The organism is Pseudogemmobacter sonorensis (assembly GCF_042762395.1).
Lineage (GTDB): Bacteria > Pseudomonadota > Alphaproteobacteria > Rhodobacterales > Rhodobacteraceae > Pseudogemmobacter > Pseudogemmobacter sonorensis.
Genome location: NZ_JBEFZE010000015.1, coordinates 42,129 through 60,938, shown reverse-complemented (window position 1 = coordinate 60,938; position 18,810 = coordinate 42,129). Strand labels below are relative to the sequence as shown.

17 protein-coding genes, 3 pseudogenes and 1 riboswitch are annotated in these 18,810 nt (G+C 68.7%); of the genes and pseudogenes, 7 read left to right on the top strand and 13 right to left on the bottom strand.

From position 1 onward, the window contains the following. Positions 1-363: an ABC transporter permease subunit gene (locus ABNX41_RS12345; protein ID WP_438670052.1), complete on the bottom strand. Its 363-nt coding sequence runs from the start codon at positions 361-363 to the stop codon at positions 1-3. Positions 364-412: 49 nt separating this feature from the next. Continuing rightward, complete coding sequence (locus tag ABNX41_RS12340; RefSeq protein ID WP_438670026.1) at positions 413-709, bottom strand: ABC transporter permease family protein; 297 nt, start codon at positions 707-709, stop codon at positions 413-415. A gap of 175 nt (positions 710-884) precedes the next feature. Between ABNX41_RS12340 and ABNX41_RS12335 the strand changes: the two genes are divergently transcribed. The 3 genes from ABNX41_RS12335 to ABNX41_RS12325 all read left to right on the top strand — a co-directional run bounded on the left by ABNX41_RS12335 (position 885) and on the right by ABNX41_RS12325 (position 1,894). Further along, positions 885-1,313: an ATP-binding cassette domain-containing protein gene (locus ABNX41_RS12335; protein ID WP_438670025.1), complete on the top strand. Its 429-nt coding sequence runs from the start codon at positions 885-887 to the stop codon at positions 1,311-1,313. Then, positions 1,313-1,573: an ATP-binding cassette domain-containing protein gene (locus ABNX41_RS12330; RefSeq protein WP_438670024.1), complete on the top strand. Its 261-nt coding sequence runs from the start codon at positions 1,313-1,315 to the stop codon at positions 1,571-1,573. The genes ABNX41_RS12335 and ABNX41_RS12330 overlap by 1 nt, the downstream gene beginning before the upstream one ends. Positions 1,574-1,651: 78 nt before the next feature. After that, positions 1,652-1,894, top strand: coding sequence for a hypothetical protein (locus tag ABNX41_RS12325; RefSeq protein WP_438670023.1), 243 nt, complete (start codon positions 1,652-1,654; stop codon positions 1,892-1,894). On the opposite strand, the gene tnpC is transcribed toward ABNX41_RS12325, so the two are convergent. Genes tnpC through tnpA form a run of 3 tightly spaced genes read right to left on the bottom strand, consistent with a single transcriptional unit; the run spans position 1,884 to position 4,720 of the window. Then, positions 1,884-3,413, bottom strand: a complete 1,530-nt coding sequence (tnpC, locus tag ABNX41_RS12320; RefSeq protein ID WP_438670051.1) for an IS66 family transposase — start codon at positions 3,411-3,413, stop codon at positions 1,884-1,886. The genes ABNX41_RS12325 and tnpC overlap by 11 nt on opposite strands. Positions 3,414-3,473: 60 nt before the next feature. Then, positions 3,474-3,827, bottom strand: coding sequence for an IS66 family insertion sequence element accessory protein TnpB (tnpB, locus tag ABNX41_RS12315; RefSeq protein WP_438670022.1), 354 nt, complete (start codon positions 3,825-3,827; stop codon positions 3,474-3,476). Then, on the bottom strand, positions 3,824-4,720 hold the full coding sequence (tnpA, locus tag ABNX41_RS12310; protein ID WP_438670021.1) for an IS66-like element accessory protein TnpA: 897 nt from the start codon (positions 4,718-4,720) through the stop codon (positions 3,824-3,826). The genes tnpB and tnpA overlap by 4 nt, the downstream gene beginning before the upstream one ends. 13 nt (positions 4,721-4,733) lie before the next feature. Between tnpA and ABNX41_RS12305 the strand changes: the two are divergent. Then, positions 4,734-5,072 (top strand): annotated as a pseudogene (locus tag ABNX41_RS12305) (aminotransferase class III-fold pyridoxal phosphate-dependent enzyme); the annotation flags it as partial. A 211-nt stretch (positions 5,073-5,283) separates the two neighbouring features. After that, positions 5,284-5,664 (top strand): annotated as a pseudogene (locus ABNX41_RS12300) (hypothetical protein); the annotation flags it as partial. A gap of 213 nt (positions 5,665-5,877) precedes the next feature. Here ABNX41_RS12300 and glyS read toward each other — a convergent pair. The 6 genes and pseudogenes from glyS to ABNX41_RS12270 form a co-directional block, all read right to left on the bottom strand. Next, positions 5,878-7,950 (bottom strand): glycine--tRNA ligase subunit beta, encoded by a 2,073-nt coding sequence (gene glyS, locus ABNX41_RS12295; RefSeq protein WP_438670050.1) that lies wholly within the window; start codon positions 7,948-7,950, stop codon positions 5,878-5,880. A 76-nt stretch (positions 7,951-8,026) separates the two neighbouring features. Then, positions 8,027-8,563 (bottom strand): DUF6446 family protein, encoded by a 537-nt coding sequence (locus tag ABNX41_RS12290; protein ID WP_438670020.1) that lies wholly within the window; start codon positions 8,561-8,563, stop codon positions 8,027-8,029. After that, a complete protein-coding gene (locus tag ABNX41_RS12285; protein ID WP_438670019.1) occupies positions 8,560-9,552 on the bottom strand; it encodes a glycine--tRNA ligase subunit alpha in 993 nt (330 codons plus the stop codon). The genes ABNX41_RS12290 and ABNX41_RS12285 overlap by 4 nt, the downstream gene beginning before the upstream one ends. A gap of 148 nt (positions 9,553-9,700) precedes the next feature. Further along, positions 9,701-9,979: a hypothetical protein gene (locus ABNX41_RS12280; RefSeq protein ID WP_438670018.1), complete on the bottom strand. Its 279-nt coding sequence runs from the start codon at positions 9,977-9,979 to the stop codon at positions 9,701-9,703. A gap of 150 nt (positions 9,980-10,129) precedes the next feature. Beyond that, entirely contained in the window at positions 10,130-10,255 is a 126-nt protein-coding gene (locus tag ABNX41_RS12275; RefSeq protein WP_438670017.1) for a hypothetical protein, read from the bottom strand. A gap of 840 nt (positions 10,256-11,095) precedes the next feature. Beyond that, positions 11,096-11,340, bottom strand: a pseudogene (locus ABNX41_RS12270) (hypothetical protein); the annotation flags it as partial. Positions 11,341-12,067: 727 nt separating this feature from the next. Here ABNX41_RS12270 and ABNX41_RS12265 point away from each other — a divergent pair. Further along, positions 12,068-13,912 carry a serine protease gene (locus ABNX41_RS12265; protein WP_438670016.1) on the top strand — a complete coding sequence of 615 codons (1,845 nt, stop codon included), beginning with the start codon at positions 12,068-12,070 and terminating at the stop codon, positions 13,910-13,912. Between the two features lie 266 nt (positions 13,913-14,178). Here the strand turns inward: ABNX41_RS12265 and folE2 are convergent, their stop codons facing one another. Both folE2 and metZ read right to left on the bottom strand, forming a co-directional pair. Further along, positions 14,179-15,270 carry a GTP cyclohydrolase FolE2 gene (gene folE2, locus ABNX41_RS12260; RefSeq protein WP_438670015.1) on the bottom strand — a complete coding sequence of 364 codons (1,092 nt, stop codon included), beginning with the start codon at positions 15,268-15,270 and terminating at the stop codon, positions 14,179-14,181. A 226-nt stretch (positions 15,271-15,496) separates the two neighbouring features. After that, positions 15,497-16,678, bottom strand: coding sequence for an O-succinylhomoserine sulfhydrylase (gene metZ, locus ABNX41_RS12255; protein ID WP_438670014.1), 1,182 nt, complete (start codon positions 16,676-16,678; stop codon positions 15,497-15,499). Positions 16,679-16,747: 69 nt separating this feature from the next. After that, positions 16,748-16,826: riboswitch (SAM riboswitch) on the bottom strand. Between the two features lie 569 nt (positions 16,827-17,395). Here metZ and ABNX41_RS12250 point away from each other — a divergent pair. Next, a complete protein-coding gene (locus tag ABNX41_RS12250) occupies positions 17,396-18,628 on the top strand; it encodes a hypothetical protein (protein ID WP_438670013.1) in 1,233 nt (410 codons plus the stop codon). The last annotated feature ends 182 nt before the right edge of the window (positions 18,629-18,810 follow it).

The following is an 18,810-nucleotide window of genomic DNA, read 5'->3' as shown; positions in this document are numbered from 1 at the left end:
TCAACCGGGCCGAAGCCCGGGGCCGGGGCGGCGGCGCCGAGACAAGAAGGATGCCCAGAAGCACCATATCTTCCCGCGCCAGAACCGCCTCATAGGCCAGTCAGCCCGGGCCCGGCCAGGTATAGACCGCCTCGACCACCACCGCCCCGCCAAGGATGCCCGCGGATGGCTGCCCGCAAAGGTGGTGATCGGGATCAGGGCGTTGCGCAGCACATGGCGGCGGATCACACGGCCGGGGCGCAGCGCCTTGGCGCGCGCGGTGCGAACATGGTCCCGTCCCCCGGCCTCGAGCACGGCGGCGCTGGTCAGGCGGGCGTAGATCGCGGTGAAGCAAAGCGCCAGCGAGGCGGCGGGCCACCAGATAGAGCAGCCAGACCAACCCCCTCAGGCCCACGCCCGCAGTCCCCGCGTCTCAGGGCGGCAACCAGCCCAGCCGGACCGAGAAGAAGATGAGCATCAGCCCGATCCAGAAGGTCGGCACCGAACAGAACAGCAGCGACACGATCGACAGCAGCCGGTCCGGCCAGCGCCCCGCCGACAGCGCCATGACCGTGCCCGACACCAGCCCAGGCAGCAGCGCGATCGCGATGGCCATCGCCATCAGGATCACCGTCGCGGGCAGGCCCGGCTGGCGCGCGCCTATAACTTCGAACTGCCCCGCGAGACGCGCGGCGGCGGCCTGGGCCGGATGTTCGGCACCGGAAGGCAAGCGCCAGCCCCGGCCGGGAAACCCGCCTCTGCCAATCCCGCGCCCGCGCCGGAAACGCCCGCCCGGCCACCGCAGCCGCGCCCTGCCCCGCCCCCGCCCCCGGCCCCCGCGCGATCCGAACGCCGCGCCCTATGCCAGGCTGCGCAACATCCAGAAATCCCACGGCGAAAGGGTCGTGCTCGACGGCATCGACCTGGACGTGGCCGGGGGCGAGGTGGTGGTCCTGCTCGGGCCCGGCGGATCGGGGAAATCGACGCTGCTGGGCATGGTAAACCACCTCGAATCCGTCGATTGGGGCGATATCGCCGTCTGCGGCAGGCGCGTTGGCTACCACGAGATCCCGGGCGGGATTGTCCCCGCCGCCAATCTGGCCAAGGCCCGGGCCGATGCGCGGATCGGCATGGTGTTCCAGCATTTCAACCTGTTCAACCATATGACCGCGCTGGAAAACATCATGGAGGCGCCGGTCCAGGTCTTCGGCTTTGGCCGGGCCGAGGCCGAAGCGCGGGCACGGGGGCTTCTGGCCATGGTGGGCCTGCAAGACCATGCCGACCACCTGCCCTACCGGCCATCGCCCGCGCCCTTGCGATCGAGCCGAGGCTGATGCTTTTCGACGAGCCGACCTCGGCGCTCGACCCCGAGCTGGTGGGCGAGGTGCTTGGCGTCATGCGCTGCCTGGCCGAAGGCGGCATGACCATGATCGTCGTCACCCATAAGATCCGCTTTGCCCGCGATGTCGCCGACCGGGTGGTCTTCATGGATGGCGGACGGGAGGTCGAACAGGGCCCGCCCGCGCAGGTCATCGACAATCCCGAACAGGAACGAACCCGCCGCTTCCTTCGCCTCGTGGACGGCGAATCGTGAGCGGCGAATCGTGAACGGCAAGACCCTTTGACGGCCATGCGCGCCGCCGCTTCCAAACAGCAGACTGGAGAGAACCAAATGTCCGGGCCCACCATCCTCGGTCGACACGAGAACCTTGTCGCGGCCGAACGCGCCGGGATCGCCGACGCCTATGCCATGCTTCGCGGCGGCGTCCTGGGCAACAACGCCTTTCCCGAGAGCATGGAGTTCGTGTTCAGCCATGGCCCGGACAGCCGGTTCCGGGACAGTTCGGGCAACGAATACATCGTTTACGTCCTGGGCTCGTATGCGTCCGGGGGCTGCACTGATGTCAGTTCTTGACGGGATTTCCGGGTTTCCAGTTCCACGGCAGGAGGTCGTCGAGCCGGTTGACGGGATGGCCGTCGATCATGCGCTGGAGGATGTCCGCGAGCCAGGCGTAGGGCTCGACCTCGTTCAGTTTCGCGGTCTCGACCAGCGAGCAGATGACGGCCCAACGATGGCCGCCGCCATCGCTGCCCGCGAAGAGATGGTTCTTCCGGCCGAGTGCGACCGGGCGGATTGCTCGCTCGACCGGGTTGGTGTCGAGCTCGACCCTGCCGTCGTTCAGGAACCGGGTCAGCCCCTCCCACCGCGACAGGGCATATCGGATCGCATCCGCCAGGCTGCTGCGTCCGGGAATCTGCGGCAACTGCCGGTCGAACCACAGGCGGAGATCATCGACCAGCGGCCTGGAACGCTGTCGGCGTTTGGCCAGACGGAAGGGCGGTGGCTGGCCGCGGATATCGGCCTCGACGAGATAGATGTCGCGGATGCGGCGCAGCGCCTCTTCCGCGATGGGCGATCCGGTGGACTGGAACACGTCGTAGAACTTGCGCCGGGTATGCGCCCAGCAGGCGGCGAGCCTGATGTTTCCGGCCTTCGTCAGCGTCTCGAAGCCAGCGTAACCATCGACATGAAGAATACCCTTGTAGGACGCCAGGTGCCCGGCGGGACGTTCGGCCTTGCGATCAGGCGCGAACATATAGATGGCGGCCGGAGGTTCGGCCCCGTTCCAGCCGCGCTGCTCGCGGGCATAGACCCACAGCCTGCCGGTTTTCGTGCGGCCGCGCCCCGGATCGAGCACCGGCACCGGCGTGTCGTCGGCAAAGAGATGGTCGGAGGCGAGCAGGTTCTTCGCCAGCCTTTCGTGCAGGGCCTCCAGCCACCAGCAGGCGCCGCCGACCCATCCGGCAAGCGTGGACCGTGCCAGATCGACGCCATGCCGGGCGAAGATTTGCGACTGCCGGTAGAGCGGGGTGTGGTCGCAATATTTGCTGACCAGCACCTGTGCGAGCAGCGCGGGCGTCGCCAGCCCGCCGGCGATCACCCGCTCGGGTGCGGGATGCTGATGCAGCGTGCCGCAGGTCCGGCAGGTGTATTTGGGACGGCGCGTGCGGATCACCCGGACCCGTGCCGGAATCCAGTCCAGCATCTCGCTGACGCTCTCGCCGGCGGGTTGCAAAGCCTCGCCGCAGCAGGCGCAGATCGTGCTTTCCAGATCGAGGATCACCTCCTCCCGCGGCAGATGTTCGGGCAGCGGCCTGCGGTGAGGCTGCCGCTCGACGGAGGGCCTGGTGGCGACAGGCGCGTCTTCCCGCAGCGCGGCAATATCCCCGTCGAGGTCTTCCAGCGCCAGTTCAAGCTGGTCGGCGTCCATGCGCTCGGACTTGCGGCCGAACTGCATGCGCTGAAGCTTTCTGATGATCTCCTGAAGGCGTCCGATCTCACCGTCGCGGGTCTCGACCGCCGCCGCCATGTCGCGCACGAGACGCTGCAAAAGCGCCGGATCCGAGGGGAGGTTTTCGAGGTCGATCCGCATAGTGAAGCCTACCACAAAAGCCCTTCGAACCGAAGGATTTTCGGTGGTTTCGGCGCGGATTCAGCCCGCCCGCGCGGGACGCCAGACCCGTTCCGGCGCGCGCCAGTCGATGCCCTCGATCAGCATGGCGAGCTGCGCCGGCGTCAGCGTGATCGACCCCTCGATCCCCGCCATCACCGGCCAGGCGAAGGCACCCTGATCGAGCCGCTTGGTGAACAGGCACAGCCCGTTCCCGTCCCAGAACAGGATCTTCAGCATCGAGGCCTTCTTGCCGCGGAAGGCGAACAGGTGCCCCGAGAACGGGTCCTGTTTCAGCACCGCCTGCACCAGCATCGCGAGCCCGTCGAGCCCCTTGCGCATGTCGGTGTAGCCGAGCGCCAGATGCACTTTCACGCCCGCCGGAACCATCATCATGACGCGGCCTCTCCGCTGCCGGCCTGTGCGCGGACCTCATCGGGATCGCTGCCTTCCGGTACGAAGACACGACGCCCGTCCGGCAGATCCACCGCCACCATCCCGTCGGGCGGCTGCACGAGGTTCTGCAACGCCAGCGCCGCCGGGATGTCGTCAGGCAGCACGACAGGCACAAGTCTGGCGCGCGTCTTCTGCGCCACGCCGAACTGCACGCGCCACCGGAACAGAAGCCCCGTGACGATCCCGTGCCGGCGCGCGACGGAGGATACGCTGACGCCGGGCTGGCCGCTTTCCAGCGCGATGGCGCGCTTTTCCGCGTCGCTGAAGAAGCGCCGGACAGGCTGCCGGTGCGCATCCGGATCGGTGTTCGACAGCTCTGTCAAGCCGCTTCCCAACGATCTTCCGTTAGCACTAGTGCCAACGACCGGCCGGGCGGAGGGATGAAGATGGGCGCGCCAGTCGATCTCCACCTCGCCGTCCTCCAGCCGGTCGCGCCAGATGCGCAGGCTTGTCGGCGACAGTTGCAGGGCTGCGGCGTACTCACGCACGCCCATTCCGCTCCAGTTCATCGCCTCGACATGCATCGACCAGAACGCCTGAACCCCGCGCCTGCGCAAATCCGTGCTCACCGCATAGCGCAGCCGGGCACGTTTCCGCAGCCGCTTCCCGCGCTCATCGAGACTTTCCTGGCGGCGCAATTCTGCCTGATATTCCGAATGTTTGCGTGCATCTTCCTCGCTGATCAGATGCTTCATCCACTTGTCGAACGTGCGCTTCGACAGCCCGTGGTGACGACAATATTCCGCACGGCTCAGCCCGCTCTGACGCCAGGCTTCGACATGCATCGACCAGTACGGACTGTGCGCCTTCTCCCAGGAACGTTTGCCAACCATCGGAGACCCTCCAATGTACGAAGGAACCCGACATGCCGCGATATTGCACCAGACAAAGGACGTGCGGAGACCGGACGGATACTTGGGCTCGGGCGCGCTTTTTCTGGGCCACAACCATCCGGTGATCCAGGCCGCGCTGGCCGACCAGCTCTCGCGCGGGAACCATTTCTTCAGCTATCTGAACGAACAGGCGTTAGAGCTGGCGCGCCGGCTGGTCCCGCTTCCGCCCTGCGCCGAGCGGATCCGCTTCACCACCTCGGGCTCGGAAGCCACCCTCAACGCGCTGCGCCTTGCCCGCGCCCATACCGGGCGCGACAAGATCCTGAAGTTCGAGGGCACCTGTCACGGCAACCACGACTATGCGCAGCACAGCACCTATCCGATGGCTTCGGTGAACTATCCGACGCCGCTGCCCGATACCGCGGGCATCCCAGAGGCAATCCGCGACCTGACACGCGAGTATGGCATCGTCATGATCATGGACAAGGTGGTGACGGGCCTGCGCTACGGGCTGGGAGGCGCAGGCCTATTTCGGCACCACCCCCGACCTTGCGACCTGCGGCAAGATCATCGGCGGCGGCCTGCCGGTCGGCGCGGTGGCCGGGCGTGCCGAAATCATGGACCAGGCCGATCCCCGCCGCAAACCCCGGGGCGAGACCTATGTCTATCAGAACGGCACGTTCAGGGCTATCCGCCAGGCTGCGCCGCCGCGCTTGCGACGCTGGAGGTGCTGGACCGGCCCGGCCTATACGAGGGCGTCTTCGCCACGGCGGACCGGCTGCGCGCCGGACTCCAGTCGGTTGTCGACAGCCACGGCATCGGCCTTCGCGTCTTCGGCGTGGGTCCAACGTGGCACATGGCCTTCGCCGAGAAACCCCCGGAAAACTGGCGGGAATTCATCGCGAGCGACCTGCGCGGGCTGGCCGCGCTTGAAGACGGGATGAATGCCGAGGGCATCTTCCTGCTGCCCGCGGCGCGGCGCTTCGTCTCGCTGGCCCATGACGAGGCGGATCTTGAGGCGACATTCGCCGCCATGGACCGCGCCTGCGCCAGGTTCCGCGCAAAGCGCCTCTGAGGTCTTCGCGCCGGATGCCCGCCCGGAGATTCCGGCGCGGGCGGGCCCCTGCCTGCAGGGCGGCCCGCGCCGGGGCCCGGGTTCAGCCCTCGATCCGCGCCAGATCGGCGACGCCCGAGCAGGTCTGGCGGATGCGCGACAGCAGGTTCAGCCGGTTGCGACGCACGATCTCATTGTCGCTGTTGACCTGGACGGCGGTGAAGAAGGCGTCGACCGGCCCGCGCAGGGCCGCCATCGCCGCCATCGCCGCCGCGAAATCGCCCGATGCCATCGCGGGTGCGATCCGCGCATCGGCCTGGTCGAGCGCGTCGAACAGCGCGCGCTCCTCTTCGGTCTCGGCGAATTTCGGATCGGCGCCGAAACTGTATTCCACGCCGTCCCGGGCCTCGGCCTGGGTCAGGATGTTGTTGGCGCGCTTGAAGCCCTGGATCAGGTTGGCGCCATCCTCGGTCTTCAGCACCTCGGCCAAAGCGGTGGCGCGCCGCACCAGAAGCGCCAGATCGTCGCTTCCCGGCAAGGCGAGGCAGGCGTCGATCACGTCATGGCGGACGCCCTGGTCGCGCAGAAAGACCTTGAGGCGGTCGTGGAAAAACGAAAGCAGGTCCGCCCCGGCCGACTGCCCGCCCTGATGCGCCCCGAACCCTTTCGCGAACAGATCCGACAGCCCGGCCCGCACCCCGTTCCCCAGCACCAGCCGGATCACCCCCAAGGCCGCGCGGCGTAAAGCGAAGGGGTCCTTCGACCCCGTGGGTTTCTCGTCGATGGCCCAGAACCCGGTCAGGGTATCGAGCTTGTCGGCCAGCGCCACCGCCACCGAGACCGGCGCCGAGGGCACCGCGTCGGACGGCCCCAGCGGCGAATAATGGTCGCGCGCGGCATCCGCCACCGCCTCGGCCTCGCCCGCGGCCAGGGCGTAATAGCGCCCCATCACGCCCTGCAATTCGGGAAATTCGCCCACCATGGCCGAGCGCAGGTCGAGTTTCGCGATCCCCGCCGCCCGCGCCGCCTGATCCGGGTCCGCCCCCACCAGCGGCGCGATTTCGCGCGCCAGCGCCGCGACCCGCCCGATCCGGTCGGCCTGGCTGCCCAACCGGCTCTGGAAGGTCACCGATTTCAGCCCCTCGGCCCAGTCGGCCATCCCCGCCTTCGCCACCCGCAGGTCGTTCTCCCAGAAAAACCGCGCATCCGAAAGCCGCGCCGCCAGCACCTTGAGATTGCCCTTCAGAATCGTCGCGCCATCGTCGGGCGTCTCGATGTTGGCGACGGTCACGAAGCCCTCGATCCGGCCGGACTTGGGATCGCGGGCCGAGAAGAACTTCTGATGCTCGCGCATGCTGGTCTGAAGCACCTCGGCGGGCAGGCCCAGGAACGCCTCGGGGATGCGGCCCAGAAGCGGCACCGGCCATTCGACCAGCCCGGCGACCTCGGCCAGAAGCCCGGCGTCCTCGACCAGATCCAGCCCGGCCGCGAAGGCGAGGTTGCGCGCCCCTTGGGTGATCGCGGCCTCGCGCTCGGCGCTGTCGAGCATGACCCTGGCCCGGCGCAGCCTTGCGGCGTAATCCTCGAAGGAGGTGACCGCGAAGGCCTCGGGCGCCATGAAGCGGTGGCCGCGCGTGCTTTCCCCGGCCTCGATCCCGTCGACCGAAAGCGGCACCACCTGCGCCCCCGCCTCGTCATGCAGGAGGCACAGGATCGAATGCAGCGGGCGAACCCAGCGCAGCGCGCCCGCGCCCCAGCGCATCGACTTGGGCCAGGGGAAGTTGCGGATCGCGCCCTCCAGCACCTCGGCCACGATCTGCGCCGCCGGACGGCCCGGGCGGGTCGCCACGGCGTAATAGACCCGGGCCTTCTTGTCGTCGCGGATCTCCAGATCTCCGAGCGCCAGCCCGGTCGAGCGCAGGAAGCCCTCGATCGCCTGCTGCGGCGCATCAAGGCGCGGCCCCTTGCGCTCATCGCGCGAGGGGCGGCTTTCCGCGCTCAGCCCCTCGATGGCCAGGACCAGGCGCCGGGGCGTCGAGAAGGCGCCCGCGCCCGCATAGGTCAGCCCCGCCTCGACCAGCCCGTCGGTGACCAGCCGGCGCAGCGAATCGCGCGCGGCGGCCTGCATCCGGGCGGGGATCTCTTCCGAGAAGAGTTCAATCAGCAGATCGGGCATCATTTCACCTCGTCGGGGGCGGAATTCTCGGGGTCCGGGCAGGGCGCCCGCATCGGGGCTTGCATCGGGATGGGCGTCAGGGCGTGCCGTCTTCGGGCGGGGGCGGGCAACCGGCGGGCAGCGCCTCACGCGCGTAAAGCGCCTTGCCGCAGGCGTTCATCTGGTGCCAGGCAAAGGCGCGGCCATCGGCCATCACCGCCACCACCCGGTCGATCCCGTAGCCGGGGCGGTGCTCGGACAGGAAGGCCAGCGCCTGGCCCCGGTCCAGCGCCGCGCCGATCCCGGCGGCGTCATAGCACGAAAACCACCCCGGTCCGTTCAAGGGCGTCGGCGCCTCGTAGAGCACATAGGTCTCGCTCAGCGTCGCCAGATCCAGCGGCAGGGTGAAACAGGCCCGGAACCGCAGGGGCGAGCTGTCGGCGTCAATGGCGCTGAGATCGTCGAAGATCACCGGCTCGGGCCGTTCGGCCCCCAGCGGCACCAGCCCGATCCCCTCGCCCGGCGGGAATTCCACCCGCTCGTAGAAGGCATGGACCTGCAGCCAGTAGACCAGCGCCCCGGCGATCACGCCCGTCAGCACCAGAGCCCCCGCCGCGATCTTTCCCGCATTCACGCCCGGCCCCCGTCGCCCGCTGCCTGGCCCGCCGCATCGGCGGCATCGCGCCCCGCCTCGGTCAGGCGGAAGGCGTCGGCGCATTTCTTCGCCAGCGCCCGGACGCGGCCGATATAGGCCTGACGCTCGGTGACCGAGATCACGCCCCGCGCATCCAGCAGGTTGAAGAGATGGCTCGCCTTGATGGTCTGGTCATAGGCGGGATGGGCCATGACGATGGTCTTGCCGGTCTTCGGATCCTGGGCCGGGAAGTCGAGCAATCGCTGGCATTCGGCCTCGGCATCCTCGAAATGGCGAAACAGCATCTCGACCGTGGCGCCGTCGAAATTGTGGCGCGAATATTCCTCTTCGGTCTGGCGGAAAACGTCGCCATAGCTGAGCGGGATCGGCGCGGACGGGTCGTTGAAGGGCATGTCCATCACATGATCGACCCCCATCACATACATCGCCAGCCGCTCCAGCCCATAGGTCAATTCGCCCGAGACCGGCTTGCAGTCATGGCCGCCGACCTGCTGGAAATAGGTGAACTGGCTGACCTCCATCCCGTCGCACCAGACCTCCCAGCCAAGGCCCCAGGCGCCCAAAGTCGGGCTTTCCCAGTCGTCCTCGACGAAGCGGATGTCATGGGTGGAAAGGTCGATCCCGATCGCGGCGAGGCTGCCCAGATACAGCGCCTGAAGGTCCGGCGGGCTGGGTTTGATGATCACCTGATACTGGTAGTAATGCTGCAGCCGGTTCGGATTCTCGCCATAGCGCCCGTCGGTCGGACGGCGCGAGGGCTGGACATAGGCCGCGGCCCAGGGCTTCGTCCCCAGCGAGCGCAGGGTCGTGGCCGGATGGAAGGTGCCAGCGCCGACCTCCATGTCATAGGGTTGCAGGATCGCGCAGCCCTTTTCGGCCCAATAGGCCTGAAGCCGCAGGATGATCTCCTGAAAGCTTTTCGGCGCGGCGCCCGAATGCCCGCCCGAATGTCCACCGGCTGTCGCCATCGTCCCGGTCCCCTGCCCTGGATTTTCGCGCGTCCTCCCTAGCCCCGGCCCCGGCCATGGTCAATCGCCCGGCCGTCGGTTTCGCGGTGGACAGGGTGGAGAGGGGGGGCTGCCCCCCGGATATTTTTGCATGATGATGTGTAACCAATTATTCCGTCACCATTACCAAATCAGCCGTCATCCACCGTCTTCGGGTTTCTTTTGGCGTCGTCAGGTGTCGCTGCGTGTCATTGTCCGTCCGCGCCGCTGGATGGTGACCATTCTTCTGGCACCATTCGTAGAGGCTGGACCGGCTCATCCAGCGATCCGGCGGGAAGTTCGTGATGATCAGGGCAGTGATTTCGCCCGGCGTGTGGCATTGGATGCGTTCCAGAACGAATGCGCGCAACTCCGCATCCGCGTCCAGTCTGGCGATGCGCCTGGTCATCTGGCTGCCGCTTCGTGCAGGTATCGCCGCGCGGTTGTGCCGGTGACCCGGACGCGGCGGGCGATGGCGGCAAGGGAATGCCCTTCCCACGCCAGATGGGCAACCATCCACCGATTGCCGATGGGCGCCCGCGTCTTCATGCCGAGGCGCTCACGCAGCGTGCACGGCATCGAAGCCGATCAGTTGTGCGATCTCGCTCCGGGACGTCTTCTGGGTCTCGAAATCCCCGAAATACACCTCGGAGCCACCAAACCGGAGCAGGAATGTCAGGGTCATATCGACCCCCGACACGTCTATAAAAAAGGTGCAATATGGGCGGGCACACGAGGGCGCGGGCAAGCTGGTTCATCTGCGTAACCTCGGCAATGGTTGTCGAAGGAGCTGATGCCCCGGCCAAGGCCATGGAGAACCCGTCCGGGGCATCTTCCGCGAGGCCGGGCAAGCCTCGCGGGTATCAGGACCGGCCAGGGGCACACCCGGCCCGATTTCATTCGGTCAGCGCACTGGCCTTGGTGCCGAGTTGCGCACAGATCGCCGTGACATCGGGTGAAGATGTGGATGCGCTTTCCCTTGTGGGAAGAGTGCAGAAGCTGACGGGCCAATGAATATGGGCGTATGGGGCCGGGGAACTCGACAGGAACTTGTCGAAACCGCCGACATCCTGCATGCAGCCCCCCCGCTTGCGCCAGAGAGTGATTGATTGCATCCCTGAGCCGCGAGGCAACTGCTGCTACGGTTTCACCCTCGCTATCCGTAGCTGCGCGAGCTTTCAGAGAGTTCCAGAATGCTGAGCATGCCCGGATCGTCGCCTCCGGCCCAGCCGCAGGAGAATGCCATGCGAAAGAAGCCAAAGACGTTCGCGGCCTACTCAGGCAGGTAAGGTGTCAATCGTCATTGAATGGCGCCCCCTGATCGGGGGCCCAAAGTTCGGCTTCTGGCGCCCGGGTGAGCAGGCCGGTGGCGGCGTAGCTTTGCAACTGGCGCAGCCGACGGGGGCCTGCGTTTCGCAGGGCGTTCAGGCTCGTGTTTCGATACGCCGGCTGTCGTTTCCGGTCTCAACGTCGAGCCATCGCGGCGCCATCGGTTCGAGCCCGATGGCCAAGGGCCGTGATGGGTGCCCTTGAAGAAGGCGAAGGCCCTGTCGTGGGCGTCGAACATCGAAGCCCGCGCGGCGCCATCGCTCCGAGCCCGATGGCCGAGGCTCCTGCGTCGCACGAGGATCGGCCCGGACGAAGAACGTCCGGCTGCGGCACAGGCGAACATGGGCCGCCTTGATGGTGCGCGCCATCAATCACGACAACCTCGTGGCTCCAGTCGAACTGGCAGGCTTCGCCGCGCGCAAAGCGCAGGGGCGCGAAGGCGGCAGAAGCGCCGGGCCCCTGATTGCGCGCCCGGTTCGAGGCATTGCGGCGCACCGCGTCATATCCGCCCCCATAGCCGAGCCCGCTCGGTTCCTCGTCGATCTGTGCCAAGGACTGCCGCTCCCGGCTGGCCCGCGCGGCGTTGACCTCAAGCAGCCGGTTCAGCTCCCCCGCCCAGGCATCCGGCTTCGGGCGCGGCTGCACCGGCCGGGTACAGGTGAACGCGGTAAAATCCCGGCGCGGGTCACCTTCCGCACCCTTCGGCGCATCGCTCGAACCAGTGGCGCAATGCGCGTCGAGCTGCGACCGCTTCTGGCCGCGGCAGATCGTCTTGATCCCCCTGCCCTCGGTAAATGTAGCCGCCTGATCTTTGCGCCTCGCCGTCGGGCTCGAACCAATGGCGCCTTCAGCGGCTCGATCTCCACGATCAGCATCCCGCGATCGGCCTCCGACAACCATCAGAAGCACAATGGACCCAAACCACGGGCGGCGACGCCACCTCGGGACGCAGATCACCCCGGAAGCGGGGGCCTGGTTGCTGGGGCCTGGTTGCTGGCCCGTCAACAACTGCGCTGCGGTAACTTCCCCGGGAGCGGCGCGGCAAGGCCCGCGCGGGCTCTTGCCCTCTTGGGGCGCTTCGATAAAGGTAACCCGGATGTGAACAGCCGGACGGGCCCCTCGGACAACCGGATCCGCAGCACCCGCCGAAGCCAGGGACTTCGCCAGTATGATCTTTTTCCGCTCAAGCAAGGCCGCCTCGTGGTTTTCCGAAGGCCTTTCCGCCCTGGCGCCCGCAAGGACACACCTCCTTCCGGCGCTGCTTGCCCTGCTGCTCGCCCTGCTGCCGCAGAGCGGCCGGGCGCAGGAGCAGATCTGGATCCAGATCGAGGCGCGCAGCACCTTCCCGGAAGCCAGCGAGCGCGCCCGCGCCTATGCCCAGGTCTTCCCCGAGACCCGGGGCTTCGTGCTGCCCTCGGGCTGGCATGCCATCGTGCTCGGCCCCTATGGGGTGCTGGAGGGCGAGAGGGCGCTCGTCGCCCTGCGGCGCGAGAACATGATCCCGGCCGACAGCTATATCACCGACGGTCGGGAGTTCCGGACCGCGTTCTGGCCGCCCGGCGGCGCCCTGCCGGAAGCCGTTGCTACGACAGAGATCCTGCCCGAGGCCCTTCCAGAACCGGAAAGCGGCGCGGCAACCGCCGCCGCCCCGCCCGAACCCGAGCCCGCGCCCGCGCCCGAACCCGAGGAAACCCTGGCCGAGGCCCGCGCCTCGGAAGCCGCGCTCTCGCCCGAGGAAAAGCGCCTGCTCCAGACCGCGCTGCAATGGTTCGGCCATTACGCGGGCGGCATCGACGGCGCCTTCGGCCCCGGCACCCGCAATGCGATGACGCTCTGGCAGGAAAGCCTCGGGCTCGCGCCCACCGGGGTTCTGACCGCGCGCCAGCGCGCCACGCTGGTCGCCAATTACCAGCACGAATTCGCCGAATACGGCTTTGCCGCCATCGAAGAGCGCGAATCCGGGATCGACGTCACCCTGCCGCTCGCGCTGGTGGAATTCGACCGCTACGAGCCCCCCTTCGTGCATTACCGCGAAAAGGACGGCTCGGGGCTTTCGATCATGCTGATCTCGCAGCCCGGGGATGCGGCCAGCTTCTCGGGGCTTTACGACATCCTGCAATCGCTCGAAGCCATTCCCGCCAGCGGCGAGCGCCGCCTGGCCGAGCGCGAATTCTCGATCACCGGCCAGTCGGCCAGCCACGACAGCCGCGCCCGGGCCTTCTTCCAGAACGGGGTGATCAAGGGCTGGATCGTGCTTTCCGCGCCCGAACATGCACAGCGCAACCGCCGCGCCGTCGAAGTGCTGGAGCAAAGCTTCCGCCCCGTCGGCTCGACCGCGCTCGACCCCGGCCTCGTGCCGCTGTCCGATGCGGTGCGGCGCGGCCTGGTCGCGGGGCTTGAGGTCAAACGCCCGAAATCGGGCCGCTCGGGCTTCTATATCGGCGACCAGGGGCTGGTGCTGACCACCACCGCCGCGGTGGAAAGCTGCGCGCGCATCACGCTCGACCGCCAGGTCGAGGCCGGGATCGCCTTCGCCGACGCCGCCCTGGGCATCGCCGTGCTTCGCCCCGAAAAGGCGCTGGCCCCGCCGGTGGTGGCCGGTTTCGCGACCGATCTGCCCCCGGTCGGCGCCGAGATCAGCGTCGCGGGCTATTCCTATGCCGAGCGGCTGCCCTCGGCGGTGCAGACCTTCGGCACTTTCGAGGAGGCCGCCGGGCTGGAAGGTGAGCCGGGCCTGGCGCGGCTTTCGCTTTCGGCGCTGCCCGGCGATGCGGGCGGGCCGGTCATGAACGCCGCCGGGGGCGTGATCGGCATGCTGCTGCCCGAGGGCGCCGATGCGGGCCGGGTGCTGCCTCCGGGCGTGGCCTTCGCCGCGACCGCCGCCACGCTGACCCATGCGCTCGGCGCCGCCGGGATCGGCACCGGCGGCGCCGAGACCACCGGCGCGCTGCCGCCCGAGACCCTGACCCGCGCCGCCGCGGGCATGACCGTGCTGGTGTCCTGCTGGGAATAGGCGCGGCGAAGGGATGCGGCCGAGGCCCCTGCCCGGCCCCCACCGGAAGCCGGGCAGGGGCAGAGGGCCAAGCGAGAAAGCCAAGGCCGAGCCATCGCATGACGGCCCAGCCCCGCACCGGCCCGACCGCCACCGCCTGCACCCGGGTCGCCGAAAATCATCCCAAGCCCGCGCGAGCGCCCCTGCCAAGGCCTCCGCCACGGGTGGAAAAGCGCCCCGAAGAGAACCGCCCTCCAGAGGCAGACGCCCCCCGGGGGGGGAAGACCTCAACCGATGTGGTAAAGGCTCTGGAACAGCCGCGGATCGAGGCTCGCCTGCGCGAAGGTCGGGCCCTCGGTCAGCACGCTCACCGCATCGTGGCTGTGCAGGCTTTCCTGATGGCTCGCGATCACGCGGAAATCCCCGATCCTCGGCTCGGCGCGCAAAACCTCGCAGAAGGAACGCGCCGCATCCTCGACGAAGACCGGATTGGCGCCGTTCAACTCGGCGAAGGCCTGCTCGTCCTCGCGCTTGACCATGACCTGGGTCTCGGTCGCGACCCCCGACCGCGCCAGTTCGATCAGTTCCTCGAACCACAGCCGCTCCGCCCCCGCCAGCTCGACCGAGATCCGCGCGACCGACCGCTGCGAATGCGGCGTCGCCAACTGGCCCCGCACCCGCCGCGCATGCTCCGACAGTTCCAGCGAACAGGGGCAGGTCGAGGAATAGACATAGTCCAGATGCATGAACCGCCGCCGCACCCCGCCCTGGTCCACCAGTTCCAGCGCGATATCGTAATATTGCCAGCCCGACAGGCCCGAGCGCAGGCTCTCCACCTTCAGCGGATAGGAAAAGCGCATCTGGATCCGCGCGTCGAAACTGCCCAGGTCGCGCTTGTAGCCGTCGAGCGCGGCCGAAATCACCTCGAACGAGAATTCGCGCTCGGCATGGGCATAGAAGGACCGCATGATGCGGCTCATGTTGATGCCCTTCTTCTCGGCCTCCAGGCTGACCGATCCGGTGACGCTGGTCTCCAGCACCAACTCCCCCGCATCGCGCGACAGGTAGCGGATCGGCAGCCGGAAGTTCGAGATGCCGACATGCTGGATCACCGCCCTCGCGCCGACGATCAGGCTGGCGGGCCCGTTCTGAAGGTCCGGCAAGGTGGCGCGGTAGGCCTCGTCGGCCTCGAAATCCTCGGGATAGGCGCGGCGCAGCGCGGGATAGGCGGCGTCAGGCAGCAGATTGCCCACCGCCGGATCCAGCGCCGCGATCTCGGCCTCGCTCGACCGCAGCGCCCATTGGCGCAACAGCCGCAGCGCGGCCTCCGCCTCGGCGCGCGAGGGATCGGGGTCGATCCCCGGCATGTGAACGGTCATGGCGCAGCCTCCTTCGTTGCAAGGGCCTCGCGGCAGGCCAACATAATGCCGCAAGGCCCGTTCTCCAAGCTCTTCCCGCCGAATACGCAGCCCACACCGCAACGGATCACCCGCCGCAACCGCCCCCCTCCCCGGCCGACTTCCATTTCTTCTTTGCAAAAATATCCCGGGGGTGAGGCGCCAAAGGCGCCGAGGGGGCAGCGCCCCCTTCCGCCCGCGCGCGCCCTCAGACCGCCGCCAGTCCAGCGCGCAGATCCGCGATCAGATCCGCGGTATCCTCCAGCCCGACCGAGAAGCGGATCAGTCCCGGGGTGATCCCCAGCCCGGCCTTCTGCGCATCCGACAGCCGCTGGTGGGTGGTCGTGGTCGGATGGGTCGCGATCGACTTCGCATCGCCCAGGTTGTTCGAGATCCTCGCGATCCGCAGCGCGTTCATGAAGCGGAAGGCCGCCGCCTTGCCGCCACTGACCTCGAAGCTCACCAGCGTGCCGCCGCTTCCCATCTGACGCATGGCCAGATCGTGCTGCGGATGGCTCTCCAGCCCCGGATAGATCACCTTCGCGACCTTTTCCTCGCCCGACAGCGCCTCGGCGAGGGCCTGGGCGCTCGCCGCCATGGCGCGGCAGCGCAGATCCATCGTCGCCATGCCGTTGAGCATGATCCACGAGGTGAACGGGCTGATCGCCCCGCCGGTATGCTTCATATAGGGCTGGACGACCTTGGTGATGTAATCCGAGGATCCGCAGATCACCCCCCCAAGCGCGCGGCCCTGGCCGTCGATATGCTTGGTCGCGGAATAGACCACCACATCGGCGCCCTGCGCCACCGCGCGCGAGAAGATCGGCGTGGCGAAGACATTGTCCACGATCACCAGCGCGCCTTGGGCATGGGCGATCTTCGAGACCGCCTCGATATCCACCAGTTCCAGCGTCGGATTGGACATGGATTCGAAGAATACCGCCTTGGTGCCCGGCGTCACCGCCGCGCGCCATTGATCCAGATCCACGCCGTCGACGAAGCTCACCCTGACGCCGAACCGCGTCAGCACCTCTTCGAGGATGTAAAGGCAAGAGCCGAACAGCGCCTTCGAGGACACCACATGATCCCCCGCCTTCAAGAGCGAGGTCAGCGCGCCATTGACCGCAGCCATGCCGCTGGCGGTGGCGAAGGCATCCTCGGTGCCCTCCAGCCCGGCGATCCGCTCCTCGAAGGTGCGGGTGGTCGGGTTGCCGTAGCGGGCATAGATGAATTCGTCCGGTCCCGATTCGATGAAACGCGCCTCGGCGGTCTCGGCATCGGGATAGGCGAAGCCCTGGGTCAGGAAAATCGCCTCGGCCATCTCGCCATACTGGCTGCGGCGGCTGCCCTCATGCACCAGTTTGGTGCGCGTCTTCCAGTTCTCGCTCATTCTGCCGACCCTTCGCTTCCGGCCTTCCGGCCAAATAAAAAACCCCCGACCGGAACAGGGCGGGGGGCGGTCGAAACGTCCCGGGCACCTTTTAGCGGAATTTTTAACGTGGCCCGCAATCCGGTCTCAAAGCGCCACGGCCCCTCGCATACGCCCAAGTGCCGCGCCGGTCAACCGCCCGCCGCAGGACGCCCGCCCGGTCTCCGCCCACCCCGGCCCTTCCGCCGCCTTCCCCGGGGAATGCCCCCTATGTGACGCGGGGCCGCCGAGCGGGGGCCAGAAGAACGGCGAGCCGCCCGCGCCCCCGCCGTCGCAGGCCCAGTGCCGCAGGCCCAGCAGGCCCAATGTCACAAGGTCGTCACCGCCTTTTCGCGCCTGCGTCGCAGCCCGCCGCGAAGATCGCCACCAGGACGGCAGCCGGACCCCTTGGCCACGCCTTTTGGCCACCGGCACCCGCCCGCCGAACGGGCCGGTCCGGGCGCTCCCGGACCAGACCCCGAAGACCAGATCCCGCAGCAGCGCCGCGACGAACCATTGCCCCGCGGCCCGGCTGTCACGATCCGGGCCCGGCGGTCGGACCTCGCGACCGGATCGAAGCTTGCCCGGCGATCGGCCTGGCAATCGGACCGCCCGGCCGGAGGCGACGACCAGAACCGAAGACCACAGGGGCGGGCCCCGCACGCATGCGCGCGCGCCCCGGAACCGGATGAACGCAAGATGCTCCCATCCCTGATCCGCGCCGATCTCACGCCCGAAGACCTCGCCCCGCCCGTGGGGCGAGCGGCCCGCGCCCTGCCCTCGATCCGGGCCGAACTCTCTTCCGGGGGCGCGCGGATCGACGAGGCCGCGCTCATCGACCGCATCGCCGCGCTGCCGGAACCGGCGCCGGTCATCGCCATGGTCCATGGCTGGCGCTACGGCCCCGGACTGGGCCCCGATTGCCCGCATGAGACGATCTTCGCCCCCCGGGCCTCGGCCTGGGAGAACCCAAGGGTGACGAGCTGGCCGCGCGCGCTCGGCCTCTGCGCCCCGGGCGGAGACGGTGGGGGAGGCCTCGGAATCGCCTTCGGCTGGCCCGCGCGCTGCGACCTGTGGACCGCCTATGCCCGGGCCGCGCGGGCGGGCGCGGCGCTGGCGCGGATTGCCGCGCTGGCGGCCCGGGCCGGGCGGCCGCTGCATGTCATCGCCCATTCCATGGGGGCGCGGCTCACCCTCAGCGCGCTGGCCCGGGCCGAGCCGGGCAGCTTCGGCCATATCGTGCTGCTGGCGGGGGCCGAGGCGCGCGGCGCGGCCCGGGCGGCGCTGCGAAGCCCCGCCGGGCGGAGCGCGCGCATCGTCAATGTCGTCACCCGGGAGAACGACCTGTTCGACGCCGGACTGGAATGGGCGCTGCATATGGGGCTTTCGACCGCCATCGGCCAGGGCCTGGGCGCCAGCCACCGGGCGATGCGGCCGCTTCCGGCCCCGCCCGCAGGCGGGGATCGCACCGGCGCCCGGCCCGCCGACCCGTCCGACCATGCCGCGCCATACGATGCCCGGAGCCGGTGGTCCGGCCCGGATCCCCGGACACGGGCCGCCGATGCCCCGCCGGATGCCGCGCCGGATACAGCTCCGGCACCGGAGCAATGGCACGACCTCTGGCTCGACCGGCCCGAGGTGCTGGCCGCCCTCGCCCGGTTCGGCCATCGCATCGCGCCGCCGCGCAGCCGGATCTGCCATTGGTCGTCGTATCTGCGGCCCGGCGCACTGCCGCTTTATCGCGCCATCCTCGACGGCAGCCTGCCGGTCTCGGCGCTGCCCCGGGCGCTGCCCGCCCGGCGCTGGTCGCGGCTCTGGCCGGGCGTCACCCTGCCGGGCAGGGCCGGAATGGCCGAGGCCCATTCAGGCAACGGCATCCCGCTTGGCGCCTCGGCCTCGGCCTCGGGCCTGCCCGCCGCGCCGCAGGGCTGAACGCGCCCGGAAGCATGGCGCCGGGATCACTGGGCCCGGGGTCACTGGGCCCGGGATCCCCGGCGCCCCGGACGGCCCCCGGGATCGACAGACCGGCAGGGCGCTGCGTCAACGGCGGGAAGCCGCGCCGCTTCCATCGGCCCCGCCCCTCCCGGCCAGTCGCGCGGCGGGCGGGCCGGATC